This is a genomic window from Butyricicoccus pullicaecorum DSM 23266 (assembly GCF_900167005.1).
GTDB lineage: Bacteria > Bacillota > Clostridia > Oscillospirales > Butyricicoccaceae > Butyricicoccus > Butyricicoccus pullicaecorum.
On record NZ_FUXW01000006.1, the window covers coordinates 17,689 to 43,828 of the forward strand.

Here is a 26,140-nt window from a genome sequence, read left to right on the forward strand (position 1 = left end):
ACCGTCTCTTCGGACGGTCTTTTTATGAGCGCACTTTGTGCGCGAAGCATTGCGCGACCAGCGGGTCGCGCTTTTGTTTTCGTTTTGGTTGATTCCGGTCTTTGACCGGAATCAAAAAGGGGATTTCGCGGCTTGCGAGCCGCGACTCAGGGCGCTGCCCTGAGAACCTGCGGCCTTTCGAGAAAGGCCGGCGAAAACTTCAATTAGGGGTGCGGTGCTATTCTGACAAGTTCCCCATTTATTTTTTCTCTGCCCTCTTGACAAACTGTGTATAACTGTATATATTGAGTATATACACTAGATTTGCAAATCACAGTGGAGGTGCACCGTGAATCTCATTATCCGCAATACCAGCGGCCAGCCCATCTACGACCAGATCACCGCGCAGATCAAGGCCATGATTCTGTCGGGTGAACTCGCCCCCGGAGATGCGCTGCCGTCCATGCGTGCGCTGGCAAAAGACCTGCGCATCAGTCTCATTACCACAAAACGCGCCTACGAGGAACTCGAACGCGAGGGATTCGTCGAAACCGTGCCCGGAAAAGGCAGTTTCGTAGCGCAAACCAACACCGAACTCATTCGAGAGGAAAATCTGCGGCAAATCGAAACCCACCTGTCCGCCTGCATCGCGCTCGCTGCACAGGCCGGTGTGACCGAAAACGAGCTGCACGAAATGCTCTCGCTGCTCTGCAAAGGAGAATAATTATGGATGCCATCCATTTACACAACGTTTCCAAGCATTATCCCGCCTTTACCCTCGGGCCGCTCGACCTGACCGTTCCGACCGGCAGTGTGGTCGGCTTCATCGGGGAAAACGGTGCGGGAAAGTCCACCACGATCAAACTGATTCTGGGTCTGCTCATGCCCGACAGCGGCAGTGTACAGGTCTTTGGCGAGGACGGGTGCCGCGATCTTGAGCACATCGGCGTGGTCTTTGACAGCTGCCATTTCCCGGGTGATCTGAGCGCCCGCGACATTGGCCGCGTCCTGTCTGCCTCCTTCCGCACCTGGTCGGCCAAGACCTTCGAAGACTACCTCACCCGCTTTGACCTGCCCCGCAAAAAGCCGGTCAAGGACTACTCGCGCGGCATGCAGATGAAGCTGTCCATTGCCTGTGCGCTGTCTCACGACTGCCGTCTGCTGCTGCTCGACGAGCCGACCAGCGGTCTCGACCCGGTCATCCGAGACGAAATTCTGGATATTTTCTATGATTTTATGCAGGATGACTCCCATTCCATCCTCATTTCCTCCCATATCACGAGTGATTTGGAGAAAATCTGTGATTACGTTGCCTTCATTCATCAGGGTCAGATCGCTCTCTTTGAGGAAAAAGACAGCCTGCTCGCGCGACTGGGCATCCTGCACGCTGACCCGTCCGTGCTCTCGTCGCTCGCCCCCGATGCCATCCTCGGCGTGCGGCGCGGACAGTTCCAGACACAAGCTCTGGTCGAACGCGACCGCGTCCCCTCCAGCCTGCCGCTCGAGCCGGTCAAGCTGGACGACATTCTGCTCTTTCTCGCCCGAAAGGAGGGTTAAACCATGTATGCACTGCTGCTCAAAGACATCTTAGCACTCAAACGAACCTTACGCATCTATGCCGCTTTTCTGGTCATCTACTGCGCTATCGGCATCTTCTCCGGCAATTCCAGCTTCTTCATGGTCTTTATCACCGTGCTGTCCATCATGCTCCCCATCAACGCCATGACCATCGACAAGGGCTGTCATTGGAACGCCTACGCCGCCTGCCTGCCCATCCCGCGCAGCATGGGTGTGCTGAGCAAGTATATCCTCGCCGGACTGGGCATCCTCGCTGCCATTGTTCCCTGTCTGGTCTACCTGCTGATCGATCGCTACACCGACCTCATCACCGACCCTACATCTTGGAGTGAAATCATTTTGATGATTACACTTGGTCTAACTATTCTGGCCTTTCAGATGCCGTTCTTGTTCCGCTTCGGCCCCGAGCGCGGGCGCTTCGCCTCGATGGCTGCCCTGCTCCTGCTGTGTCTTGGTCTGCCCATTCTTGTGATGAAAGGCAATGTGATCGCGGTTCACGAGACCTTTGTACAGAATATCATTACACAGATGGCTGGCTTTTTCCAGCCTCGAATGTGGGTGCTGATTGTCGGTGCGCTGATGCTGAACGTGCTGTCCGCTGTAATCTCGATTGTAATTGTCAATCGGCATGATGTCGATTAAAAGGATTCCCGCCCGCAGGCGAAAAATGGGATTCTCAAGGGACGCGTCCCTTGAGTCCGTCCAGGTGAAACCTGGTCGAGCCCGCAGGCTCGAAACTCCCCTCTTGAAACCCGGTGTCCGGCCCGGGTTTCAATCTATCTATACACAACAAAAAGACCGTCCCTTCGGACGGTCTTTTTATGAGCGCACTTTGTGCGCGGAGCATTGCGCGACCTGCGGGTCGCGCTTTTGTTTTTGTTTTGGTTGATTCCGGTCAAAGACCGGAATCAAAAAGGGGATTTCGCACTCTGCGGAGTGCGACTCAGGGCGCTGCCCTGAGAACCTGCAAACCTTTGAAAAGGTTTGATCCAAACTTCAATTAGGGGTGCGGTGCTTTTCTTAGCCGAGAACTTCCTTTGCGAGCTTCTCAAAGATCGGCAGGGCACGTTCGACAGTCTCGGTCTTGACACAATACGAAATGCGCATATAACCCGGTGCGCCGAAATCAGTACCCGGTACGACCAGCAGATCATACTTCTTCGCCATCTCGCAGAACTTATAATCATCGATACCCAAGGTCTGCGGGAAAATATAGAACGCGCCACGCGGCTTGACGCACTGATAGCCATAGGAAGTCAATGCCTCATACAGCAAATCACGGTTCTTTTTGTAAACCGACAAATCGGACGTGAGGCCGGTGCACTTGGCCGCGACGCGCTGGAACAGGCTGGGTGCATTGACGTAGCCCAAGACACGTCCTGCGCCGCATACGGCTGCGTACATGTCCGCAAAGTCCTGCACGCTGTCGGGCACTAGCACATAGCCGATGCGCTCACCGGGCAGGGACAGCGACTTGGAATAAGAATAGCAGACCAGCGTATTGTCGTAATACTTCGGCAGGAAGGGCACGACGGTATCGGCATCATACACCAGTTCGCGATACGGTTCATCAGAAATCAAATAGATCGGATGACCGTACTGCTGCGAACGCTGGGTGAGCAGTTCAGCCAGACGGCGCACGGTGTCCTCGGAGTAGACCGCGCCGGACGGGTTATTGGGTGAATTGACGACCACGGCCTTGGTGTGTTCGTTGATGCGCTGGTCGAGTGCGTCGAAGTCGATCTGGAAGTCCTCATTGCGTGCCGGGACAATGACCGGCTTTGCGCCTGCGCCCTCTCCGATAAAGACCAGATACTCGGGGAAATAGGGTGCGAGTACCAGAAATTCATCGTCCGGGGATGCGGTCAGCGCCTTGAAGCAAATGGACAGTGCTGCCGCTGCGCCGACCGTCATATACAGATTACGTCCGCCGTACTGTGTGCCAAATCGACGGTTCAAGTCCTGTGCGATGGTCTCACGCACGAAGTCCGCGCCCTGCGCCGACGTATAACCATGCGTGACCGCCGGGTCTTCGGTGTCCAGCGTCTCCAAAATCGCCTGTTTGACCGCCTCCGGTGCCGGTACGTTGGGATTACCCAGCGAAAAATCCAAAATATTCTCTCGACCGACCACCGCGGCACGCTGATTGCCAAACTCAAACAGCTCGCGGATGGTCGAACGCTTCTTGCCAAGCGCAACTACCGATTCATTGAGCATATCTATCATGACCTCCCTCAAATGTCCATGTGACTTTATTATAGCACAGCGTGAAAGAAAGAGTCAATTTGCGTCTTCGCATTCCTTCTGATACAATAGACTCAGCAAACACAAGGAGGTTTGGCAATATGGGCCTTAACACCCTATCCCTCGCTCACGACTTCATCCGCCGTCACGTTCAGCCTGGTGCGCACTGCATCGATGCCACCGCCGGACGCGGACGCGATACCGCTTTATTATGTGAACTCGCCGGAGCTTCCGGTCGGGTCTGGGCGTTCGACATCCAGCAAAGCGCCATCGATCAGACCAATGCCCTGCTCGCGTCCCGCGGTCTGTCGGCTGAGGTCATTCTGGACTCGCATGTCAATATGGCGCAGTATGTCCTGCCTGAGAGCATTGACTGTATCGTGTTCAATTTTGGCCGCCTGCCCGGCGGTGACCCGAACATCTTCACCACCCCTGACGCCTCCATTCAGGCAGTGGAAACCGGCCTTAGCTTGCTTAAACCCGGTGGTGTGATGAGTCTGTCACTCTACTACGGCGGCGCGAATGGTTACGAAGAGCGCGACGCATTGCTGGAATATTTCCGCACCATTGATGACCGCAAATATTCGGTGCTGACCTGTGATTGGGCGAATCGGAAAAATGATCCCCCGATTCCTGTGTTCCTCTGGCGCGCCTAACACTTTCCCGCCCGCAGGCGAAATGAAGCTTTCGCTCAAGCCTTTCTCGAAAGGCTTGCGGAGTCTTGAGGCAGAGCCTCAAGTCGCCCGTCGCAACGGGCGAAACTCCCCTCTTGAAACCCGGTGTCCGACCCGGGTTTCAACCTAAACCAAATAATAAATCGCGCTCCGCAGAGCGCGAAACCTTCCGTCCTCCGTTCATGACTTGGCCGAACAAGTCGGCCACAGCCTTACGGATTGGTTTCCCCTTTTCTTTATCCCTACCCAACAAAAAAGCACGCCCGAAAGCGTGCTTTTCTTATTGACCTGTGCTTGTCCATCAGCCAAAATGCCGCGCAAGCTCCATTACCTTCTCGACATCGCCCTCAATCTTGAGCTTGCCGTCCACATACGCCTGCTTAACGTCCAGCTTGCCGGTCAGCATACGATCAAAATTCGTCATCGTCACAGCCAGAATCGCGTCTCTGTCCAGATACTCATACGGCATCACCGAAACGCAGCCATCCTTTACTTCGATATAAAACACGCCGCCGATCTTGCCGGTCAGGTCGACCTGAATCGCCAGCTGACGGCCTTCTCCGCCGCCGAAATCCTGATCTTTGAGCTTCTTGTACGTCTTTGCAGTCAGTTGTTCGAGTGTCATGGTTCTCCCTCTCTCCTTGAATCTTGTCGCGTTTTTTGTATCTTATTCCATTATCGCGCAAAATCCCAAAAAGAGCAAGAGTTTTATGTCGCAAAACTTATGTTTTCTTAGTAAACTTGCGTTTACAGTGCGGACAGGTGATCTCAATACGACCTCTGCCGCGCGGTACGCGAAGGGTGCGGCCACAGGACGGGCACTTGTAATATCGATGCGCCTTGTCCTGCATCTGCATCTTCCGACCGGCTAATTTGCGCTGGATGGGCGCAAACCAAGCGAGAAACTTCTGGTTTTCTGCCGACCGCTTATAGATATTGCGCGAGAACATGCGGCAGTAGATGAGAATAATAAGAGCAAGAATGAGGATGGAGAAAATTGCCCAGTGGGTAAAGAACCAAGGGATGAGCAGCACCAGGGCAATGACCATCAGGAACTGATTGAGCGCATCGCTTCCATAACGGCCATACATCAGGCGACGCAAAAAATCGAACATAGTAAAAGCCACCTTAACTTTAGATTACTATTATTATACGCGAAGAGTGCGAGGGGTTCAATGTGTGTCGAGAAAAGTTCACAAACTGGTTAAATTTTAGTAATATGGTGTTTGCAGTTTTTTGCGAAAAGGCTGTGAAATGGCGGGAAAAGTGGAAAAACCGTCCCAGATTGGGACGGTTTTTCCAGTGTGTTTGTGGTTTAAGGGGGATGACGCGCTCTGCGGAGCGCGTTTTGGGGTTTTTGGGGTTGAAACCCGGAATGGGTTCCGGGTTTCAAAAAGGGGGTTTCGGACTCTGCGGAGTCCGACTCAGGGCGCTGCCCTGAGAACCCGCAAGCCTTTCGAGAAAGGCTTGAGCGAAAGCTTTATTTCGCCTGCGGGCGGGAATCAGCGTTCCTCGCGGAAGTAATTGACGCCCAGCGAACCCGGGATATTCAGGTCACGCTTCTTACGAATAGAACTGATGACCAGAATGATTGCGGTAATCAGGAACGGCAGCATGTCATAGAACGCGGTAGGCAGGTTGACGACCGACTGGGGCATGTAATACTTGAGGACGCGCAGTGCGCCGAATACGAACGAGCCCAGAATGGACAGCCAAGGATTCCACTTTGCAAAGATAACCAGTGCAACGGCAATCCAGCCCAGACCGCCAACGTTATTGGAGATCCAGACACCGCTGTTGATGATCATGGCACAGTACGCGCCGCCGATGCCGCAGATACCGCCGCCGAGCAGGATCATGACATACTTCCAACGGGTGACGTTGATGCCGGCCGCGTCAGCCGCTGCGGGGTTATGACCGATCGCCTGTACGTTCAGGCCGAGCTTGGTCTTTTTGAGGAACAGGCCAGCCAGAATGGCGATGACAACGCCCAGATAGACAAAGGGGCTGTACGAGAAGATGAGCTGACCTACGACCGGGATGTCGCTCAGGCCGGGAATGTGGATGTTGTTCATCTGCGCGGTGATGCCCTCGGGCAGCTTGAGCGTGCCGTTCTCCGAGGCACCGAGCATGTAGATACCGATGAAGTTTGCCAGACCGATGCCGAAGATAGTGAGGGTCAGACCGGATACGTTCTGATCGGCCAGGAAGGTGACGGTCAGGATCGCGTAAATGAGCGCAGCGAGCACACCGGCGACAAAGGCTGCAATGAGTGCCAGGACGAAGGAGTCGGTCTGCATACCGACCATGAAGCCCGCGCACGCGCCAATGGACATCAAGCCCTCAACGCCGAGGTTCAGGTGACCGACCTTCTCGCACAGGATCTCACCGACCGTACCAAACAGCAGCGGAATACTTGCGGCGACTGCTGCGACTAAAAATTTCAGGAACATTTCCATCGCTTATTTGCCTCCTTCTGCTGCGGACTGTTTTTTGTCGCGGACGAACTTATAGCGGATGAAGAACTCGCAGCCCAGAACGAAGAACAGGATGATGCCCTGCAGTACGTCTGCGCAGTCGGTGGACAGGCCGAACTGGGACTGTACGACCGAGGAGCCCTTCTCCAGAACCGAGAACAGGAACGCGATAATCAGGCTGGACACCGGGTTGAGCTGCGCCAGCCATGCGACGATGATCGCGGTAAAGCCGACACCGCCTGCAACGCCGGTGGTCAGCGTGCGGTCGGAACCGGTAACCTGTACCATGCCCGCGATACCAGCAACTGCACCGGACAGGAACATGGTGCGCAGGATGATCTTCTGTACGTTCATACCGGCATAAGTCGCGGTTGCGCGGCTCTCACCGACGACCGAAATCTCATAGCCCTGCTTGGTGTAGCGCAGGTAGACGAAGAGGACAGCGACCAGAATGAGTGCGATGACCCAGCCGATCTGTACGCCGAACAGCTTGGGCAGAACCGCGCTCTTGTCAAAGCTTGCAATCTTGGGGAAACCGTTGGCCGCCGGGTCGCGCCAGGGGTCTTCCTGCAGCCAGCTGACCAGATAGAGTGCGATGTAGTTGAGCATCAGCGTGAACAGCGTCTCGTTGGTGCCGAATTTGACCTTGAAGAAGGCCGGAATCAGTGCCCAGATACCACCGCCGATGATACCGGCGATGAACATGACCGGGAACAGGATGAAGCCCGGCCAGTCTGCGTGGAAGAGGGCGAAATAGGAGGCAAACACGCCGCCCATGATGAGCTGACCCTCGCCGCCGATGTTCCAGAACTTCATCTTGAAGGCCAGCATGACGCCGAGCGAGGCGATCAGCAGCGGAATCATGATTTTAATGGTTGCCTGAATGGCCATTTCCGAGCGAAACGCACCGGACAGGATGGTGCCGTAAATGGCAAAGGGATTGTTGCCCAGCACGAGCAGGAACAGGCCGCCCGCACACAGTGCCAGCACAAAAGCGGCCAGACGCAGAAGCATCTGCTGCTTTTTGGATTTCTCTTTGGTCTTGACAATACGGATCATGCCTGTACCTCCTCTCCTGCGCCGACCATCAGGCGCGCAATATCGTCCTTGGTTGCCGTGCGGCCGTCCACGATGCCGGTGACTGCGCCGTGGCACATGACCATGATGCGGTCGGACAGTGCCATCAGCACGTCGAGGTCCTCACCGATGAAGACGACAGCAACGCCCTTGCGCTTCTGCTCGTTGAGCAGGTCGTAGACCGTGTAGGACGAGTTAATGTCCAGACCGCGTACCGGATACGCGGTGATGAGTACCTGCGGGTTAGACTCGATCTCACGGCCGAGCAGAACCTTCTGTACGTTACCGCCCGACATCATACGTACCGGTGTATCGACCGACGGGGTGACGATTTCCAGGCGCTCGACCAGCTCCTCTGCGCGTGCGCGTGCCGGTGCCGGGTCGACGAAGGGGCCGGGGTTTGCATCGTAGGTCTTGAGCATCATGTTGCCGACCATGCCCATGGACGCAACCAGACCCATGCCCAGACGATCCTCGGGGACGAAGCCCAGGTGAACGCCCAGACGGATGATCTCACGGGGCGACTTGCCGATGAGGTTTTCCTTCTTGTACAGGATGGCGCCCTTCTCTGCCGGGCACAGACCGGCGATGGTCTCGCACAGCTCCTTCTGACCGGAACCTGCGATACCGGCGACACCCAGAATCTCACCGGTGCGCACCTCAAAGCTTGCGTCGTTGATGGCGATGGTGCCGTCGGGCTTGCGCACGGTCAGATCGACGATCTTGAGGATGGACTGGGGATCGACCGGGTCGGGGCGCTCGATCTCGAGCGAAACCGGACGGCCGACCATGAGCTCGGTGAGCTGCTTCTCGTTGGTCTCCGACGTGTTGACCGTGTCGATGTACTTACCCTTACGCAGGATAGTGACGCGGTCGGAGATGGCCATAACTTCGTTCAGCTTATGGGTAATGATGATGATTGCGCAGCCCTGCTCACGCATGGAGCGCAGGATGTCAAACAGGCGCTCGGTCTCCTGCGGGGTCAGGACGGCGGTGGGCTCGTCCAGAATCAGGATGCGCTGGCCGCGATAGAGCACCTTGAGGATTTCGACGGTCTGCTTCTCCGAGACCGACATTTCAAAGGCGCGGCGGTCGGGATCGATGTCCAGACCGATCGAGCGGCTGATCTGGCAGACTTTTTCACGCATCACGCGTGCGGACAGGCGCTTGCCCGGGGTACCGACCGCGATATTTTCCGCAGCGGTGAACACATCGACCAGCTTGAAGTGCTGGTGGATCATGCCGATGCCAAGCGCCATTGCGTCCTCGGGTGAGGAAATAGATACCTCCTGCCCTGCGATTTTGATTGTACCGGCATCCGGGTGATAAATACCCGAGAGCATATTCATGAGAGTCGTCTTGCCCGAACCGTTCTCGCCCAGAAGTGCGAGCACCTCGCCGTAGCGAACGGTCAGGTCTACCCCGTCGTTTGCGACCACCGTGCCGAAGGTTTTTGTGATACCGCGGCATTCGATGGCATATCCGTTGTTTGCCATAGCTTCCCCTTTCTGTCTGTTTTCCTGGCAAAAAGGGCGGCCAAAGTAATGTTTGACCGCCCCTCTACGCCTAAGGCAAATATTCGATTTTCGCCGTCCAGCCGTTTGGCTTTAAGCGACTTCTACGTTCTTGTAGTACCAGTTGCAGGTGCCGTAATCCTCAGCCTTGAGGGTGTGGGTCTGACCCTGGTTGTCCTCGTACTCGGTAGTGCCGTCGAAGATATCCCACTCGCCGGAGATGATCTTGTCCTGAACTTCCTTGATCTTCTCTGCGGTGCCCTCAGCGCACAGGTCAGAGCACGGAGCCAGCGTTACCAGACCGTCCTGCATGGAACCGAAGTAGTTCTGGCCGTCCCAAGTGCCGTCGATAACCTTCTGAACAGCCTCGGTGTAGAATACCGACCAATCCCACATAACAGAGGTCAGGGTTGCGCCCGGAGCCTTCTGCGCCATGTCGGAGTTGTAGCCAACTGCGAATACGCCAGCCTTCTCAGCCTCGGTTGCCGGGTTTGCGGTATCGCAGTGCTGTGCGATCACGTCGCAGCCCATGTCGATCAGGGACTTAGCAGCCTGGCCCTCGCCTTCAGGATCGAACCAGGAACCGGTAACCTTGACGTAAACCTTAGCGTCGGGATTTACAGACTCAACGCCCATAGCGAATGCGTCGATACCAGAGGTAACCTCGCCGTTCTCGTTGTTCTGAGCGGCAACGTAACCGATCTTATTGGAAGTGGTCTTCATACCAGCAGCGATACCGGACAGGTAACGAGCCTGGTTGATCTTACCGAAGTAGTTGATGAAGTTCTTGCCGTTGGACTTGTAGCCGGTGCCGTGTGCGAACAGAACGTCCGGGTACTCCTCAGCGATCTCTTCAACATAGTCCATGTAGCCCCAAGAGGTTGCGAAGACGATCTGGCAGCCTTCCTCAACACACTCCTCGAGTGCGGTGCGGATAGCGGTTGCGTCGGTGTCGTCGACGTTGTTCTTGCGGATGATCTGGCTGTCGTCCAGGCCGAGGTTCTTCTGCATGCCCTGGATGCCGAGATCATGGGTGTAAGTGTAGCCAGTACCCTCAGCAGGGTCGGTGATGTGAACGACGCCGACCTTGAGGTCTTCCTTGGCAACTGCCGGGAACAGGCCGGTGGATTCAGCGGTGGTGTCGTTGCCGGACTCGGTGGTGGTGGTTTCCTCCCCGCCGGACGAGCAGCCTGCCATGAGCGACAGAGCCATAACGCCTGCGAGTACTGCACTCAGAAATCTCTTCATGCTCTTTGTATCCTCCTAATATTCGGTTGTGAGACTGGTGCGTACGACGCGGCAGCGCCATAAAAATAGAGCAAAACACAGGCTTTGCTCTGGTGGGGCGACCGGGTCGGGCGACCATATCTTCCTTACGAAAGTAAGTATAATGAAAAAGAGGGATTTTGTCAAGGTTTTTTGCGATTTTCTTCGTTTTTACCATTTGACCAAATCAAAAAAGTTGCAAATTTCGTTCTTTTTATCTCAAATTTTCAGGGTTTTTGGTCTATTAGGCGACATAAAAATTTTACATTTTATACAAAATTTATGATGATTTTTTTACGTTTTGCGACAGGCGGGTTTGAGGCAATACGAGAAGCGTGGAAACAGGTTTGCGAGGTGTCTCGAAATGTATGCTGGGTGTGGTTGCGGAGGAAGTGTGCAGGTGCCGAGGCAAAGAAAAAAGACCCAATCCGGCAGGTTGGGTCTTATGAGCGCACTTTGTGCGCCGGGGATTTCGCTCGCTGCGGCGAGCGATTGGGTTCATTTTTTGGTTGATTCCCGGGACGGACACCGGGAATCAATCGGGGAATTCCGCATCCTGCGGGATGCGGCTCAGGGCGCTGCCCTGAGAACCCGCAGCCTTTCGAGAAAGGCTGGCGAAAGCTTTATTAGGCTTCGGGGGTGAATGCGGCGATATGTTCTTCGATGAGTGCCAAAATTTCATCGCGACCGGTTCCCTTCTCTGCCGAGAACGGGATGACCGGGACTTCCTCGGGCAGCAGCAAGGTCTCGCGGATGCGTGCGACATTACCCTCGAGTTCGCTCTTCTTGATCTTATCCCACTTATTCGCAATAACGGCGAAGGGCTGACCGGTGCCTAAGAAGCAATCGGCCATGGTTTTATCGTCCGCGGTGGGTTTATGGCGAATATCCACAATTTGCAGGCCGAGGGTGATGAGGCCGGAAGTGAAATAGGTCTCGAGCAGACCAGCCCAGCGGTCGCGCTCGGTCTTGGATACCTTTGCGTAACCATAACCGGGCAAATCGACAAAATAGGCCTGTTTATCGATGGAGAAAAAGTTAATGTGAATGGTCTTACCGGGCTGACCGCCGACGCGAGCGAAGTTGCGGCGGTTCAGAATCTTGTTAATGGTCGACGATTTACCGACGTTGGACTTACCGGCGAAAACGATCTGGGGCAGGCCGTCGGCGGGAAAGTCAGCGGTTTTGACCGCCGAGCGAATAAACTCAGCATTGTGCAGATTGAGCATAGTGTCCCCTCTCTGTCTCTTACTGCCGCAGGGTGGTTCGGGTGGAACCGGGTGCAGACAGCGGCATTTGGGTTTCCTGTGTAGTCTCGTCGCGGCGGGTGGTGACTGCCGGACGGCGGGAGAAATCGATAGCGGTTTCCATGACCGTATCCATGTGGGCGGCGATCACGAACTGCACGTGATCCTTGACCACCTGCTCGACCTCCTCGAGGTCGACCTGATTGTCCTTGGGGATGATGATGGTGCGAATACCGGCACGGTAAGCGGCCATGGTTTTTTCGCGCAGACCGCCGATGGGCATGACACGACCGCGCAGGGTGACCTCGCCCGTCATTGCGACCTCGTGGCGCACCGGTGCGCCGGTCAGCGCCGAGATGATGGCCGTTGCCATGGTGATACCGGCAGACGGGCCGTCCTTGGGGATGGCAGCCTCGGGGAAATGGATATGGATGTCGGTGTTCTTATAGAAATTGGGGTCGATGCGCAGCATCTCAGCACGCGAGCGGACGAAGGTGACCGCAGCCTTTGCGCTCTCCTCCATGACCTTGCCGAGGTTGCCGGTAATCTCGATCTTGCCCGTACCGGGTACGGCAGCGACCTCGACTTGCAGCATCTCACCGCCCACGCTCGTCCACGCCAGACCGTTGACGATGCCGACCTCGTCCTCCTTGGACACGTTATCCTCCTTAAACTTGGGTGCGCCCAGATAGGCTTCCAGGTCAGCCGGATGGATGGTGACGCGCTTTGCCGAGCCGTCTGCGATCTTCTTGGCCGCCTTGCGGCACAGCTTGGCGATGACCTGCTCGAGACGGCGCACGCCTGCCTCGCGGGTATAACCCGAAATAACAGCCGACAGGGTTTCCTCGGGTACGATCAGCTGGGTACCCTTGAGACCGTGCTTTTTGATCTGCTTGGGCAGCAGATGGTCGTGTGCGATGTGCAGCTTCTCCTCTGCCGTGTAGGACGACAGCTCGATGACCTCCATACGGTCGAGCAGCGGGCGCGGCACGGTGGACAGGTCGTTTGCCGTCGTGACAAACAGCACGTCGGACAGGTCAAAGGGAATTTCGATGTAATGATCGCGGAAGGCGTTATTCTGCTCGGTGTCCAGCACCTCGAGCATCGCAGATGCCGGGTCACCGCGGAAGTCGTTGCCCATCTTGTCGATCTCGTCGAGCAGGATGAGCGGGTTACGGCTGCCTGCCTGACGCAGGGCAGCGATAATGCGTCCGGGCATCGCGCCGATGTACGTCTTTCTGTGGCCGCGGATATCGGCCTCATCGCGCACGCCGCCCAACGACATGCGGGTATACTTGCGGTTCATGGCCTCTGCGATCGAGCGTGCAATGGAGGTCTTACCGACGCCCGGAGGGCCGACCAGACAGAGCACCTGACCCTTGAGATCGGGCGCCAGGGTCTTGACCGCCATGAACTCCAGAATGCGCTCCTTGACCTTCTCCAGACCGTAATGGTCGCGGTCGAGAATCTTCTGTGCGCGTTCCAGATCGTGACGCGGGCGGGTGGATGTCTTCCAAGGCAGCTCGAGCACGGTGTCGAGGTAGGTGCGGATGACACCGGCCTCAGCCGACGAGCCGCTCATCTTGGCCAGCCGTTCGGTTTCCTTGCGCAGCTTGCTCGCGCTCTCCTCGGGCAGACTGAGCTTTTCGATCTTCTCGCGATACTCCTCTGCCTCGGCAGACACGTCCTGCTCACCCAGCTCGGACTGGATGACCTTGATCTGCTCGCGCAAGTAGTAGTCCTTCTGGTTTTTGTCGATTGCGGCCTTGATCTGCTCCTGAATGTCGCCCTCGATGCGCAGAATCTCGGTCTCCTCGGTCAGCAGACGGATGAGGAAGGTCAAACGACGGTTGACGTTGAGCTCTTCGAGCACTTCCTGCTTGACGCTGAAATCAATCGGGATATTCTGTGCGATGTAGTCGGCCAGATAGCCGGCATTGCCGCCTGCGGCGACGGTCAGTGCCACGTCGGACGACAGACGGGGTGCAAGTGCAGCGTACTCCTCAAAGCGGTTCTGCACGGTGCGCACGAGTGCCTGCTCACGGCGCTCGCCGCCGAGCGGCAGGATGTCGTAGAGCACCTCGACCTGTGCCTTGAGGCATTCGCCGCCGTCCTCACTCTTCTGATAGTGCAAAGCGCGGGCGCGATCCTTGCCCTCGACCAGCACGCGGATATTATCACCCGGCAAACGCAGAATCTGCTTGATGATGCAGATGGTGCCGACCTCGTACAGATCGTCTGCGGTCGGACGGTCGGTCTTGAGATCCTTCTGCGCGGTCAGGAAGATCCACTGTCCGTCCTTCATCGCGGCCTCGAGCGCCTTGATGGACATGGCGCGGCCTACGTCGAAGTGGATCAGCATATCGGGGAACGCCGTCAGTCCGCGCAAGGGCAGAACGGGGAGCATCCGCTGGTTGTTTGTATCATTCACGTTCATACTTCTCAACGCTCCTAAACGGGGAAAAATTCGATTGCATGCCGCCGGGAAACGGGCGGCGTCGTTGAACCCTGATTTGTTCTTATCATATAGTATAGTATACCGCGGCGGTAGTTTCAAGCGGAAAGCATTGGCGGAATCGACAAAAAAGGACACGGCGAAGGTCGTCGTGCCCTTTCGATTGACAATTTTAAGCGGTTTTGCCGTGGTTACGCGCTCTGACCGTCCTCGCCGCCCGTGCGGTGGATGACCTCAGGGCCAGCCGTACCCAGCACGACATCGCGGGTGATAACCACCTTTTCGATGGTGTTGTCGGACGGAATCTCGAACATGATGTCGGTCATCACGCCCTCGAGTACGCCGCGCAGACCGCGTGCACCGGTGTTGCGCTCGACCGCGATCTTGGCCACCTCGCGCAGTGCGTCGGGCTCAAAGACCAGCTTGACGCCGTCCAGCGCGAACAGCTTCTGGTACTGCTTGACCAGTGCGTTCTTGGGCTCGGTCAGGATGCGGACAAGCGCGTCCTCGTCGAGCGAATGCAGGCCGACGATGGCCGGCAGACGACCGATCAGCTCGGGGATCAGGCCGAACTTCATCAGGTCGTGCGGCTCGATCTTCTCGATCATCTGGTCGATCTTGTCGTCCTTCTTGCTCTGCACCTCGGCGCCAAAGCCAATACCCTTCTTGCCGATGCGGTTGCCGATGATCTTCTCGATGCCATCGAACGCGCCGCCGCAGATGAAGAGGATGTTGGTGGTGTCGATCTGGATAAAGTCCTGATGCGGGTGCTTGCGTCCGCCCTGCGGCGGAACGTTTGCCGTCGTACCCTCGAGCATTTTTAAGAGTGCCTGCTGTACGCCCTCGCCCGATACGTCTCGGGTGATGGACGGGTTTTCCGACTTACGTGCGATCTTATCGATCTCGTCGACGTAAATGATGCCGCGCTCGGCCTTTTCTACGTCGAAGTCAGCCGCTTGGATCAGTCGGAGCAGGATATTCTCGACGTCCTCACCGACGTAACCCGCTTCGGTGAGCGTGGTTGCGTCCGCGATGGCGAAGGGAACCTGCAGGGTTTTTGCCAGCGTCTGCGCCAGCAGGGTCTTGCCCGAGCCCGACGGGCCGAGCATCAGGATATTGCTCTTGGACAGCTCGACATCGTCTCCGCCGCCCCGGAAAATACGCTTATAATGGTTGTACACCGCCACGCTCAGCGCGACCTTTGCCTCGTCCTGACCGATGACGTAAGCATCCAGGACTTCCTTGAGCTCACGGGGCGTGGGCAGGGTTTCGGGCGCGTCCTGAACGTCGGGCGTATCGTCGCCGTAATCCATGCTCAGTTCATCGTCGAGAATGCTTGCGCACACGTTGATGCACTCATCACAGATATATACGTTCGGGCCGGCGACCAGCTTGCGCACCTTATTCTGCGGCTTACCGCAGAACGAGCAGCGCACGGTTTTGTTTTCATCAAAATTTGCCATGATTCACCTCATAGAAAGCGCCATGCGTCAAAAACGCGCAAACCATCGGCGGGAAAATGTCCCGCCGATGGTGCAGTTTGGGCTCACTCAGCGCTTGTCGTAAACCTTGTCGATCAGTCCGTAGGCCAAGGCGTCCTCCGCGCTCATGAAGTTATCGCGGTCGGTGTCGCGCTCGATGATCTCGAGCGGCTTGCCCGTGTTGTCCGCGAGGATGCGGTTGAGCTTGTCACGGGTCTTGAGAATCCAGTCAGCGTGGATCTTGATATCCGAAGCCTGACCCTTTGCACCGCCGAGCGGCTGATGGATCATGATTTCGGAGTTGGGCAGCGCAAAACGCTTGCCCTTTGCGCCCGACGACAGCAGGAACGCGCCCATCGAAGCCGCCAGACCCACGCAGATGGTGGAGACGTCGGGCTTGATGTAGTTCATGGTGTCGTAGATCGCCATGCCTGCGGTGACCGAACCACCGGGAGAGTTGATATAGAACGAGATGTCCTTATCCGGGTCCTGGCTCTCGAGGTAGAGCAGCTGTGCGACGATGAGCGACGCGGTGGTGTCGTTGACCTCGTCGGACAGCATGATGATGCGGTCATTTAACAGGCGGGAAAAGATGTCATACGAGCGTTCGCCGCCGCGATTGGTCGGCTCGATGACCATAGGTACTAAACTCATAAAAGAAAACTCCTTTCCATAATCCCCCACGCACCCCTTAGAATGGGTATTTCTCTGGGAAGATATGTACGGCTTCCTCCCTTTTATGCTTACTCAGCGGTCTCCTCGGTCTTGTCCTCAGCCTTCTTCTTGGTCTTCTTCTTGGGCTTTGCGGTATCCTTGATCAGTTCGATCGCCTTGTCGAGCTTCATGTCGGAAGTGATGGATGCAGCCGGCAGAGCCTTCTTGATCTGCTCAACTTCCATGCCGTACTGCTCAGCCAGCTCCTTGTACTTGGCCTCGATCTCGTCCTCGGTAACGTCCAGGTTCTCGAGCTCAACGATCTTCTGCAGAGCCAGACGAACCTTTACCTGACGCTCAGCCTGCGGCATGAACATAGCGCGCAGCTGCTGCATGTCGGAACCGGTCATCTTTGCGTACTGCTCGAGCTGCATGCCCTGCATCTGGAGGCGATAGCCGAAGTCCTGCATTACGTTGTCGAGCTGTGCCTCGAACATAGCGTCCGGGATCTCAGCCTGCATGCCGTCGATGACAGCGGTCAGCAGAGCTTCCTCGTAGTCGCGCTCGAAGGTCTCAGCCTTCTGCGCCAGCAGACGCTCCTTAACTTCCTTCTTGAGGTCTTCCAGAGTCTCAGCCTTCTCGGATACGTCCTTTGCGAACTCGTCGTCGATTGCCGGGGTTACGGTCTCCTTAACCTCGTGTACGGTGCACTTGAAGGTAGCTTCCTTACCAGCCAGCTCCTTTGCATGGTACTCCTCGGGGAAGGTTACAACAACGTCCTTCTCCTCGCCAGCCTTCAGGCCGATCAGCTGATCTTCAAAGCCCGGGATGAAGGTGCCGGAGCCCAGCTTGAGGTCGTAGTTCTCGCCCTTGCCGCCCTCGAAAGCAACGCCGTCTACGAAGCCCTCGAAGTCGATAACAACGGTGTCGTTCTTCTTAGCAGCGCGCTCAACGGTCTGGGTGCGGGACAGACGCTGTGCCATGCGCTCGAGCTCAGCCTTCACGTCAGCGACCAGAACCTTAGCCTCTTCCTTCTCAACGGACAGGCCCTTGTACTCGCCCAGGGTAACTTCGGGCTCAACCGGAACCTTGCAGACCAGAACAACTGCGCCTGCGTCGGTCATCTCGGAAACCGAAACGTCAGCTGCTGCAACAGCCTTGATGCCGGACTCTTCCAGAGCAGCCTCGTAAGCCTTGGGGTAGCAGATGTTGAGTGCGTCCTCGAAGAATACGCCGTCGCCGTACAGGCTCTCGATGACCTTGCGCGGAGCCTTGCCCTTACGGAAGCCCGGAACGGTGATCTTCTTGCCGTTCTTCTTGAATGCCTGCTCCTTGCCGGCCTCGAGCTCTTCTGCGGAAATCTCAATGGTCAGAGCAACAATGCTCTTTTCCAGCTTTTCAACATTTTTCAGTTCCATTACAATTTATTCCTCCTAAAATTGTATCCAGTCTATTTTATCAGATTATATCCGAAATTACTAGTCCATTTTTCACTTTTTTAACAGAACTGGCGTAAAATCCAGATAATCCCCTGATACCAAGATAAATTCAATGCCCTCGTGGGGGCCGGTGACCGCCCATCTGAGGCTGTCCGAGTGCAGATGACCGTAAATACAGCGGGTCACGCCGTACTTTTTCATCAGATCGATGATCTCGCCGCAGCGGAAGTTCGCGTAAATGGGCGGATAGTGCAGAAAGCAGTACAGCTCTTTTGCGCCGCTGTCCCGACCGGCCTTGAGCGAGGTTTCCAGACGCAGAAGCTCACGGCGGAAGATCTTCTCGTCGTGGCTCTCCTGAAAATCCTCCTCGAAAAACCAGCCGCGCGTGCCGCAAATGGCGACATCATCGTAGACATAGCAGTTATTGTGCAGGAAAGATACGTCATCGTAGCCGTTCTGCGTGCAGAACTCGGTCATCTTCTTGACCGTGTTCCACCACAGATCGTGGTTGCCCTTGAGCAGGATCTTTTTGCCGGGAAGTGCGTGCAGATAGTCGAAGTCGGCCTTGGACTGCGCGAAGCTGATACCCCAGGACAGGTCGCCGCCAATGACGACCGTGTCCTCCGGGGTGATGATCGCGTTCCAGTGCTTCTTGATCTTCTCCATATAATTTTGCCACTTACCGCCAAAAATGTCCATAGGTTTATCGACCGCACAGGCAAGATGCAGGTCGGCAATGGTGTAAAGCGCCATCGGTACCTCTTACAGCAGCAGGTCGAGCGTGGACAGGATGTCGGCCTTGTCGACCACGCGGTCAAAGCGCGGGGTCTTGTCTGCGAGCGCCGCGAGCGGAGCGGGTGCGGCAACGCCGGTCAGCGCGGACAGCTCGGAAAGCTGGCTGACGCTCGCGGTGTCGACCGTCTTGCCCAGTGCAGCGGCAACCGGGCCGCAGAACTTGAACGGGCTTGCGGTAGATGCGATTACAACCGGAGTCATGTCGCCCGTGCGTGCGCGGTAGTCCTCGTAGACCTTGACCGCAACTGCGGTGTGGGTGTCGAGCAGGTATCCCTCGCGCTCAAAGGTACGGCGGATGGTGTCCGCGGTCTCGGCATCGTCGCAGCAGCCTGCGTCGAAGTCCTCAGCGATGCGCGCGCGCAGCTCTGCCGGAACCTCGTAGCGGCCGGTCTCGTTGAGCTCGGCCATCATCTTCGCTACCAGTGCATCATTCTGCCCGGAAACGTAGAACAGTAAACGCTCCAGGTTGGAAGAAATCAAAATATCCATCGAGGGCGAGTCGGTGGTATAGAACGGGCGGTTGCGGTCGTAGACACCACCCTGACGGAAGAAGTCGGTCAGGACGTTGTTCTGGTTGGACGCGCAAACCAGCTTGCCCACCGGCAGACCCATCTGCTTTGCGATGTAAGCCGCGAGGATGTTGCCGAAGTTACCGGTCGGAACGCAGACGTTCATCTTGTCGCCCATCTTGAGCGCACCAGCGTTCACGAGATCGCAGTACGCCGAGACGTAGTAGACGATCTGCGGTGCCAGACGGCCCCAGTTGATCGAGTTTGCAGACGAGAAGATGCAGCCTGCATCGGCCATACGCTTTGCGGTCGCATCGTCGGTGAAGATGCGCTTGACGGCAGACTGTGCGTCGTCAAAGTTGCCCTGAATGGCGACAACCTCGACGTTGTCACCCTGCTGGGTGACCATCTGCAGCTTCTGCATGGGAGAAACGCCGTCTACCGGGTAGTAAACCATGATCTTGGTGCCCCGAACGTTTGCAAAGCCTTCGAGTGCTGCCTTGCCGGTGTCGCCCGAGGTGGCGACCAGAATGCAGCAGGTACGGGTCTCGCCGGTCTTGCGCAGCGATGCGGTCAGCAGGTGCGGTAGCATCTGCAATGCCATATCCTTGAACGCGCAGGTCGGGCCGTGCCACAGCTCGAGCATGTGCACGCCGTCCGACAGGCTCTTGACCGGTGCGGTGTCCGCGCCGCCGAACTTTTCATCGGCGTATGCCTTGGCGGCAAAGTCGGAGAGCTCCTCTGCGGTAAAGTCGGTCAGGAACTTGCCCAGAATGTGCGCGGCACGTCCCTTGTAGTCCTTGCCCAGAAGCACCTGCATCTCGTCCGCGGTCAGCGCCGGGAACTCGGTCGGGCAGAACAGTCCGCCGCCCGGTGCGATACCGGCTGCAATGGCCTGTGCCGCGCTCACGCGCAGCTTCTTGTCTCTGCTGCTTACATAGTCCATATCTTTGAAACCTCCATGTTCGGGTTTTATGCACCCAGCATCCGGGTGAAAAACGTGACCGCGTTGCCGTAAAACAGCGCGTTCACCGTGCTTTCTAAGTATCCGTGCCGCAGCATGGCTTCGGCCAGGTTTTCCATGTCTCCGACCGTGCGCAGCCCCTCCGGGGTGTCCTCACAGCCGTCAAAGTCCGTGCCCAGCGCGAGGCAGTGTTCTCCGCCCCGGCTCAGCAGATCGTCCGCGTGCCGCAGCACGTCGTCGATCGTGGCAGATTTGCCGTCCTCCCGCAAAAACGGGCTGTACAGGTTGAGTCCCACCAGTCCCCCGCGTCGGACGATCTCGAAAAATTGCAGCGGGGTCAGGTTGCGTTTGTGATCACAGCATGCGCGGCTGTTGGAGTGCGTCGCGGCAAAGGGTGCCTCGGTTTCCAGACACACGTCCCAGAATCCGGCCTCGGATAGATGGGACACGTCAATGATCATGTTCCGTCTCACCAGTTCTTGTACGAGTGCGCGTCCGCGGCCCGTCAATCCCTTGTCGTTATCGGTCGCCGCGCCGCAGGCAAAGGCGTTCTGGTAGTTCCACGCCAGCGTCACCAGCCGTACGCCCGCGTCATAAGCTTTGTCCAGCGCACCGGGTGCTTCCAAAAGCTCCGCACCCTCGATGGACAGGAACGCCGCGTGTCGTCCGTGGTCGCGTGCCCAAGCCCAGTCGTCCATGTCCCGGCACAGCATGAGCCAGTCGGCATTGGCCGAAAACTCCTGTTTTGCCGTCGCAAGCAGGATGTCCAGCCGTTCTTCCATGGGCAGATCGGCTAAGATGCGCCGTCCCGGCATGGGCACAGGCGGTTTGGCACCACAGAACAGCGCGAAAACCTGCGTGTACATGGCGTACTTGCGGGCTTCGTCCCGGCTGACGCACAGGGTATTCTCCCGTAGGTGCTGCTCGGTCTCCCAGCATGCAAACAAAGTGTCACAGTGCAGGTCAAATAACTGCATGTTTTTCCCTCCCCTACGCTTCAAATGCGTTCGGAATGTGCTCAATGTGCCGCGCAGGCCCACCTTCCGAGCCATAGACCTCGATCACATCCAGCCGGGGCTGGCGTGCGATCGGGTGCTCGGACAGCCAAATCTGCGCGGTCTCCACCATTCTATGCTGTTTGGCTGCGCCGACTGCCTCCCGTGCCGCGGCGAATGTGCTCGACTTACGGGTTTTGACCTCGACAAAGACCAGATAGCGGTCGTCCTGCACAATCAGGTCGATCTCACCCCAGCGTGTGCGATAATTGCGTGCTACGATGGTGTAGCCCTGTGCGGTCAGGTAGTCGGCTGCCGCCTGCTCACCCCAGCCGCCGCGCTTCACGGTCTGGCCTCGGGGTGCTTGTCGTACAGCTTCTTTAAAAAGGTCATGCGGTGGATGGGACTGGGCCCGTGCGCCAGAATGGCTTCGGTGTGCGCCTTGGTGCCGTAGCCCTTGTGTCCGGCAAAGCCGTAGACCGGGTATTTTGCATCCATCTCGACCATATAGCGGTCACGCGTGACCTTGGCGAGGATGGATGCCGCGGCGATGGATGCACTCTTGGCATCGCCGCCCACGATACACTGACAGGGAATGTCCAGCATGGGGGCGCGGTTGCCATCAATGAGGGCAAAGTCTGCCGGGAGGGAAAGACCGGCAATCGCCTGCGTCATAGCCTGATAGGTAGCCTGTAAAATATTGATCTCGTCAATGACCGTATGATCGACCGAGGCGATGGCATAGGCCAGCGCCTTGCCGCAGATCTCGTCGTAGAGCGCTTCGCGGCGCTTCTCGGTCAGCTTTTTGGAGTCGTTTAAGCCGTCGATCACACAGCCCTCGGGCAAAATGACCGCTGCCGCAACCACCGGCCCTGCGAGGGGGCCGCGTCCGGCCTCGTCCACGCCGCACACCGCGCCAAAGCCCTGTTCGCGTGCGGCCTGCTCATAGTCCTGTGTGACGGTCGTTATCTCACGCTTCCGGGGCATTTTCGTAATCCTCCGGGGTCTCCAGTGTAATGCGTCCGAGCACACCGCCGCGGAACTCGTCGAGCAGGATGCGCGCCATGCGCTCGGTGTCGATCTCACCGCCCGAGATCAGGAAACCGCGCTTTCTGCCCGCCTGCTGGAGCAGATCATAGCCCAGAAAGTCCGATTCCTCGGGGATGGTGAGTTTATAGCGGTCGATGATGGCCTGCGGCGCGCGCTCAGCAAGCAGCTCGAACAGCTTGCAGGCCAGCGTCTCGATGTCCAGAATGTCGTCCTTGACCGCGCCTGTGACCGCGAGCAGGATGCCGACGCGCTCGTCGTCGAACTTGGGCCACAGAATGCCCGGGGTGTCCAGCAGGTCGATGCCGCCCTGCACGCGGAACCACTGTGCGCCGCGTGTGACGCCCGGCTTGTCGGCTGCCTTGGCCGATTTGCGTCCGAGCACGCGATTGATAAAGGTGGACTTACCCACGTTCGGGATGCCCACGACCATAACGCGCACTGAGCGGCCGGTCTGACCCTTCTCGTTCCAGACCGCGATCTTGTCGGCCAGACGCTCGCGTGCGGCAGCGGCAAAGCGGGACGTGCCCGCACCGTGCTGGCTGTCGGTCTCCAAAACCGCGTAACCCTGCGCACGATACCAGGCCGCCCAGCGGCGGGTCTCATCGGGGTCGGCCAGGTCGGTACGGTTTAAGATGATCATGCGCGGCTTGTCGCCCGCGATGTCGTCCATATCCGGGTTTCGGCTGACCTGCGGGATGCGTGCATCCACCAGTTCGCACACCAGATCGATATTCTTGAGGTTTTCGAGCATCTGGCGGCGGGTCTTGGCCATATGGCCGGGATACCATTGTATATTCATGCGATTCCTCCAAAATAAGCGGGGCTTACGACACCACGCCGAACGAGCTGAACGGGAAGATGACGGCCAGTACATGACCGATCACGTAGCGCTCGTCCACCAGACCGATGCGCGGGTCGCGGCTGTCGCTCGAACCGTTGCGGTTGTCACCGAGCAGGAACAGCTGACCTTCGGGTACGGTCAGCGGGAACTCGGTACCCTCTGCCGTGTAGGTCGGTTCGTTGATATAGGGCTCATCCAGCACCTCGCCGTTGACGAACACCTCGCCAGTGGCAAAGTTGATATCTACGGTGTCACCGCCGACTGCAATAACGCGCTTGACGATGGGGCCGATGGAGAAAGTCTCCTTATTGACCACGATCACGTCCCCGCGCTCAGGGGTATAACCCAGATCGCTCACGATCATCATATCGTGATCCTGCAGGGTGGGCAGCATGGACGTACCATCGACCGCGATCAGGCGGAAAAAGAAGGTAAATACCACGACCACAAGGATCAGCGAAAAGATCATGGCCTCGCACCAGTCGAACAGACCGTTTGTAAAGCGTCCGGTGTCATTTTCCTGGTCTTTTGTATCCACCGGTGCGCTGTTTGGCTGCTTCATGTTAGGCTCTCCTCCTTGAGACGATAGATTGACACATGCACTCATTATAGTACGAAACCCGTTCCCGCGCAACTGAATCTTGCGATTTTATCGTGCTAGATCGCAAAAAAGTGTGAAATCTGCGTGTTCTGTCCGCTGACCGCGGACAGCGATGACGGGTTGTTTCAGACTGTGGGATGGGGATAAAAGAAAAAGAGAGGAAGATACCTCTTCCTCTCTTTGGGTTTGCAATCTGGTAATTAAACCTTCTCTGCAACCTTTGCAGCCTTACCAACGCGGCCACGCAGGTAGTACAGCTTTGCACGGCGAACCTTACCGTTACGAACAACCTCGAACTTAGCGATGTTGGGAGAGTGAACCGGGAAGGTCTTCTCAACGCCAACGCCGTAAGAAATGCGGCGAACGGTTACGGTCTTGTTGATGCCAGCGTGCTTCATCGCAATGATGATGCCCTCGAATACCTGAATACGCTCGCGGTTGCCCTCCTTGATCTTTGCATGAACCTTTACGGTGTCACCGATCTTGAGTTCGGGCAGATCGCTCTTGAGCTGCTGCTCAGACAGAACCTTTACTAAATCCATCTTTCAGTCTTCCTTTCATACTGGGCATTCATGCCTATCCTTCGATTAAGGCCATATCCTTCAGGCCGGTAGACAGAGGAATGTCCGTCGTTCTGTAATAGTGTATCATATCCGCGCGGTGGTTTGCAAGCATTTTTTTGTATGGTCTCTGAGATTTTTCGCGGCTTTTGCGGTTTTTTTCTGAGCACTCTGTACAAAAGGCACAGAATCGGATATACTGAAAGCACCGGGAAGCCGGACGAGCGGCTTTCCGCTGATACCCTGCAAAAAAGGAGTCTTGGTTTTATGTGGGCATACGAAAGCGTATTTTATCAGATTTATCCGATTGGTTTCTGCGGCGCACCGCGCGTCAATGACGGTGTATATCAGAGCCGCATCCGCAAGGTCAGCGATTGGGCCGAACATATCCGCGCACTGGGTGCAGACGCGATCTACTTCTCTCCCCTCTTCGAGTCCGACTCGCACGGCTACGACACCCGTGATTTCCGCCGCATCGACTGCCGACTGGGCACCAATGCCGATTTCGCCGACGTTTGCGCCTGCCTACACCGCAACGGCATCCGCGTTGTCCTCGACGGCGTGTTCAACCACGTTGGACGCGGCTTCTGGGCGTTCCAGGATGTCCAGCAGAACAAATGGAACTCACCCTACAAGGATTGGTTCCACATCAGCTTCGACGGCAATTCCAATTATAATGATGGATTTTGGTATGAGGGCTGGGAAGGTCATTACGAACTGGTCAAGCTCAACCTGCAAAATCCCGAGGTCGTAAACCATATCTTTGACTGCATCCGCGGCTGGGCCCAGCAGTTCGACATCGACGGCCTGCGTCTGGATGTTGCCTACTGCCTGCCGCCCGAGTTCCTCCGCCAGCTGCGTGCGTTCTGCGACACGCTCAAGCCCGACTTCTTCCTGGTCGGCGAGCTGCTGCACGGCGACTACAACCAGCGCGTTGGCGAGGGTATGCTGCACTCGTGCACCAACTACGAGTGCTATAAAGGTCTGTACTCCTCGCTCAACTCCATGAACCTCTTCGAGATCACCCATTCCCTGCTCCGTCAGTTCGGCCCGGAAAATTGGACCTTATATAAAGGTAAGCATCTGTTAGCTTTCGTCGATAACCACGACGTAACCCGTGCCGCCTCCATCCTGACCAATCCCAAACACCTGCCGCTGCTCTACGGTATGCTGTTCGGTATGCCCGGCATTCCCTGCATCTATTATGGCAGTGAGTGGGGCGCAGAGGGCAAAAAGGAACAGGGCGACGACGCTCTGCGTCCGTCCTTCGACGCACCGGTCGAAAACGAGCTGACCGAGTGGATTGCCAAGCTGGCAAAGGCGCATAAGCAGTCCAAGGCACTGTGCTATGGCAGCTTCAAACAGCTGGTTCTGACCAATAAACAGTGCGTCTGGGAGCGTGAAGCCGAGGGTGAACGCGTTCTGGTCGCCATCAATGCCGACAGCGAGCCGTACACCGCACACTTTGACGCGCGTTCGGGTCAGGCAGTGGATTTGATCACCGGTCAGCTGCACGACTTCGGCGGCGGCTCAGAACTCCCGCCGTATTCGGTCGCGTTCTGGAAGACTGAGCACTGATTTAACGTCTAGCACTGCAGCCCAGCTCGGGATTCTCAAGGGACTGCGTCCCTTGAGCCCGTCCAGGTGGAACCTGGTCGAGCCCGCAGGCTCGAAACGCCCCATTGATTCCCGGTGTCCGCCCCGGGAATCAACCTGAACAAAAAAAGAAAAGCGCGTCCA

26 protein-coding genes are annotated in these 26,140 nt (G+C 56.9%); 6 read left to right on the top strand and 20 right to left on the bottom strand.

Features of this window, described 5'->3' with window-relative positions:
- Positions 1-328 precede the first annotated feature (328 nt).
- Genes B5D52_RS10755 through B5D52_RS10765 form a run of 3 tightly spaced genes read left to right on the top strand, consistent with a single transcriptional unit; the run spans position 329 to position 2,199 of the window.
- Positions 329-703, top strand: coding sequence for a GntR family transcriptional regulator (locus B5D52_RS10755; RefSeq protein ID WP_016146888.1), 375 nt, complete (start codon positions 329-331; stop codon positions 701-703).
- Positions 704-705: 2 nt separating this feature from the next.
- The gene (locus B5D52_RS10760; protein WP_016146889.1) at positions 706-1,536 is read left to right on the top strand and encodes an ABC transporter ATP-binding protein; all 831 of its coding nucleotides are present in this window, start codon (positions 706-708) and stop codon (positions 1,534-1,536) included.
- A 3-nt stretch (positions 1,537-1,539) separates the two neighbouring features.
- Complete coding sequence (locus B5D52_RS10765) at positions 1,540-2,199, top strand: ABC-2 transporter permease (protein ID WP_016146890.1); 660 nt, start codon at positions 1,540-1,542, stop codon at positions 2,197-2,199.
- A gap of 378 nt (positions 2,200-2,577) precedes the next feature.
- Here B5D52_RS10765 and B5D52_RS10770 read toward each other — a convergent pair whose 3' ends face one another.
- Positions 2,578-3,774, bottom strand: a complete 1,197-nt coding sequence (locus B5D52_RS10770; protein ID WP_016146891.1) for a pyridoxal phosphate-dependent aminotransferase — start codon at positions 3,772-3,774, stop codon at positions 2,578-2,580.
- Positions 3,775-3,902: 128 nt separating this feature from the next.
- On the opposite strand from B5D52_RS10770, the gene mnmM reads away from it, so the two are divergent.
- Positions 3,903-4,457: a tRNA 5-(aminomethyl)-2-thiouridylate-methyltransferase MnmM gene (gene mnmM, locus B5D52_RS10775; protein ID WP_016146892.1), complete on the top strand. Its 555-nt coding sequence runs from the start codon at positions 3,903-3,905 to the stop codon at positions 4,455-4,457.
- A 319-nt stretch (positions 4,458-4,776) separates the two neighbouring features.
- Here mnmM and B5D52_RS10780 read toward each other — a convergent pair whose 3' ends face one another.
- From B5D52_RS10780 to B5D52_RS10810, 6 genes are all read right to left on the bottom strand, one after another.
- Positions 4,777-5,100 carry an SCP2 sterol-binding domain-containing protein gene (locus B5D52_RS10780; protein ID WP_016146893.1) on the bottom strand — a complete coding sequence of 108 codons (324 nt, stop codon included), beginning with the start codon at positions 5,098-5,100 and terminating at the stop codon, positions 4,777-4,779.
- A 97-nt stretch (positions 5,101-5,197) separates the two neighbouring features.
- On the bottom strand, positions 5,198-5,590 hold the full coding sequence (locus tag B5D52_RS10785; protein ID WP_016146894.1) for a TFIIB-type zinc ribbon-containing protein: 393 nt from the start codon (positions 5,588-5,590) through the stop codon (positions 5,198-5,200).
- Positions 5,591-5,977: 387 nt separating this feature from the next.
- Positions 5,978-6,934 (bottom strand): ABC transporter permease, encoded by a 957-nt coding sequence (locus B5D52_RS10795; protein WP_016146895.1) that lies wholly within the window; start codon positions 6,932-6,934, stop codon positions 5,978-5,980.
- A 3-nt stretch (positions 6,935-6,937) separates the two neighbouring features.
- Positions 6,938-8,011: an ABC transporter permease gene (locus tag B5D52_RS10800; protein ID WP_016146896.1), complete on the bottom strand. Its 1,074-nt coding sequence runs from the start codon at positions 8,009-8,011 to the stop codon at positions 6,938-6,940.
- Positions 8,008-9,525 carry an ABC transporter ATP-binding protein gene (locus tag B5D52_RS10805; protein ID WP_016146897.1) on the bottom strand — a complete coding sequence of 506 codons (1,518 nt, stop codon included), beginning with the start codon at positions 9,523-9,525 and terminating at the stop codon, positions 8,008-8,010. Before B5D52_RS10805 ends, B5D52_RS10800 begins: the two co-directional genes overlap by 4 nt.
- 111 nt (positions 9,526-9,636) lie before the next feature.
- Complete coding sequence (locus B5D52_RS10810; protein WP_016146898.1) at positions 9,637-10,791, bottom strand: BMP family ABC transporter substrate-binding protein; 1,155 nt, start codon at positions 10,789-10,791, stop codon at positions 9,637-9,639.
- An 84-nt stretch (positions 10,792-10,875) separates the two neighbouring features.
- Here B5D52_RS10810 and B5D52_RS16380 point away from each other — a divergent pair, with 84 nt between their 5' ends.
- A complete protein-coding gene (locus B5D52_RS16380; RefSeq protein ID WP_147535081.1) occupies positions 10,876-11,322 on the top strand; it encodes a hypothetical protein in 447 nt (148 codons plus the stop codon).
- Between the two features lie 113 nt (positions 11,323-11,435).
- Here B5D52_RS16380 and yihA read toward each other — a convergent pair whose 3' ends face one another.
- The 13 genes from yihA to rplS all read right to left on the bottom strand — a co-directional run bounded on the left by yihA (position 11,436) and on the right by rplS (position 24,382).
- Positions 11,436-12,038 (bottom strand): ribosome biogenesis GTP-binding protein YihA/YsxC, encoded by a 603-nt coding sequence (yihA, locus tag B5D52_RS10820; RefSeq protein ID WP_016146899.1) that lies wholly within the window; start codon positions 12,036-12,038, stop codon positions 11,436-11,438.
- Between the two features lie 19 nt (positions 12,039-12,057).
- The gene (lon, locus tag B5D52_RS10825; RefSeq protein WP_016146900.1) at positions 12,058-14,493 is read right to left on the bottom strand and encodes an endopeptidase La; all 2,436 of its coding nucleotides are present in this window, start codon (positions 14,491-14,493) and stop codon (positions 12,058-12,060) included.
- Between the two features lie 209 nt (positions 14,494-14,702).
- Positions 14,703-15,974, bottom strand: coding sequence for an ATP-dependent Clp protease ATP-binding subunit ClpX (gene clpX / locus B5D52_RS10830; protein ID WP_016146901.1), 1,272 nt, complete (start codon positions 15,972-15,974; stop codon positions 14,703-14,705).
- An 87-nt stretch (positions 15,975-16,061) separates the two neighbouring features.
- Positions 16,062-16,646 carry an ATP-dependent Clp endopeptidase proteolytic subunit ClpP gene (clpP, locus tag B5D52_RS10835; protein ID WP_016146902.1) on the bottom strand — a complete coding sequence of 195 codons (585 nt, stop codon included), beginning with the start codon at positions 16,644-16,646 and terminating at the stop codon, positions 16,062-16,064.
- A gap of 89 nt (positions 16,647-16,735) precedes the next feature.
- On the bottom strand, positions 16,736-18,064 hold the full coding sequence (tig, locus tag B5D52_RS10840; protein WP_016146903.1) for a trigger factor: 1,329 nt from the start codon (positions 18,062-18,064) through the stop codon (positions 16,736-16,738).
- A 72-nt stretch (positions 18,065-18,136) separates the two neighbouring features.
- Complete coding sequence (locus B5D52_RS10845; RefSeq protein WP_078689201.1) at positions 18,137-18,838, bottom strand: metallophosphoesterase; 702 nt, start codon at positions 18,836-18,838, stop codon at positions 18,137-18,139.
- Positions 18,839-18,847: 9 nt separating this feature from the next.
- Entirely contained in the window at positions 18,848-20,335 is a 1,488-nt protein-coding gene (gene thrC, locus B5D52_RS10850) for a threonine synthase (RefSeq protein ID WP_016146905.1), read from the bottom strand.
- Positions 20,336-20,361: 26 nt separating this feature from the next.
- Positions 20,362-21,330 carry a dipeptidase gene (locus B5D52_RS10855; protein ID WP_016146906.1) on the bottom strand — a complete coding sequence of 323 codons (969 nt, stop codon included), beginning with the start codon at positions 21,328-21,330 and terminating at the stop codon, positions 20,362-20,364.
- Positions 21,331-21,343: 13 nt separating this feature from the next.
- Positions 21,344-21,694 carry a YraN family protein gene (locus B5D52_RS10860; protein ID WP_016146907.1) on the bottom strand — a complete coding sequence of 117 codons (351 nt, stop codon included), beginning with the start codon at positions 21,692-21,694 and terminating at the stop codon, positions 21,344-21,346.
- Entirely contained in the window at positions 21,691-22,344 is a 654-nt protein-coding gene (locus tag B5D52_RS10865) for a ribonuclease HII (protein ID WP_242825636.1), read from the bottom strand. The genes B5D52_RS10860 and B5D52_RS10865 overlap by 4 nt, the downstream gene beginning before the upstream one ends.
- Positions 22,319-23,197, bottom strand: coding sequence for a ribosome biogenesis GTPase YlqF (ylqF, locus tag B5D52_RS10870; protein ID WP_016146909.1), 879 nt, complete (start codon positions 23,195-23,197; stop codon positions 22,319-22,321). Before ylqF ends, B5D52_RS10865 begins: the two co-directional genes overlap by 26 nt.
- Positions 23,198-23,222: 25 nt before the next feature.
- The gene (lepB, locus tag B5D52_RS10875; RefSeq protein WP_016146910.1) at positions 23,223-23,801 is read right to left on the bottom strand and encodes a signal peptidase I; all 579 of its coding nucleotides are present in this window, start codon (positions 23,799-23,801) and stop codon (positions 23,223-23,225) included.
- A gap of 239 nt (positions 23,802-24,040) precedes the next feature.
- Positions 24,041-24,382 carry a 50S ribosomal protein L19 gene (gene rplS, locus B5D52_RS10880; protein ID WP_016146911.1) on the bottom strand — a complete coding sequence of 114 codons (342 nt, stop codon included), beginning with the start codon at positions 24,380-24,382 and terminating at the stop codon, positions 24,041-24,043.
- Between the two features lie 285 nt (positions 24,383-24,667).
- Between rplS and B5D52_RS10885 the strand changes: the two genes are divergently transcribed.
- Positions 24,668-25,978, top strand: a complete 1,311-nt coding sequence (locus tag B5D52_RS10885) for an alpha-amylase family glycosyl hydrolase (RefSeq protein ID WP_016146912.1) — start codon at positions 24,668-24,670, stop codon at positions 25,976-25,978.
- Positions 25,979-26,140: the final 162 nt, after the last annotated feature.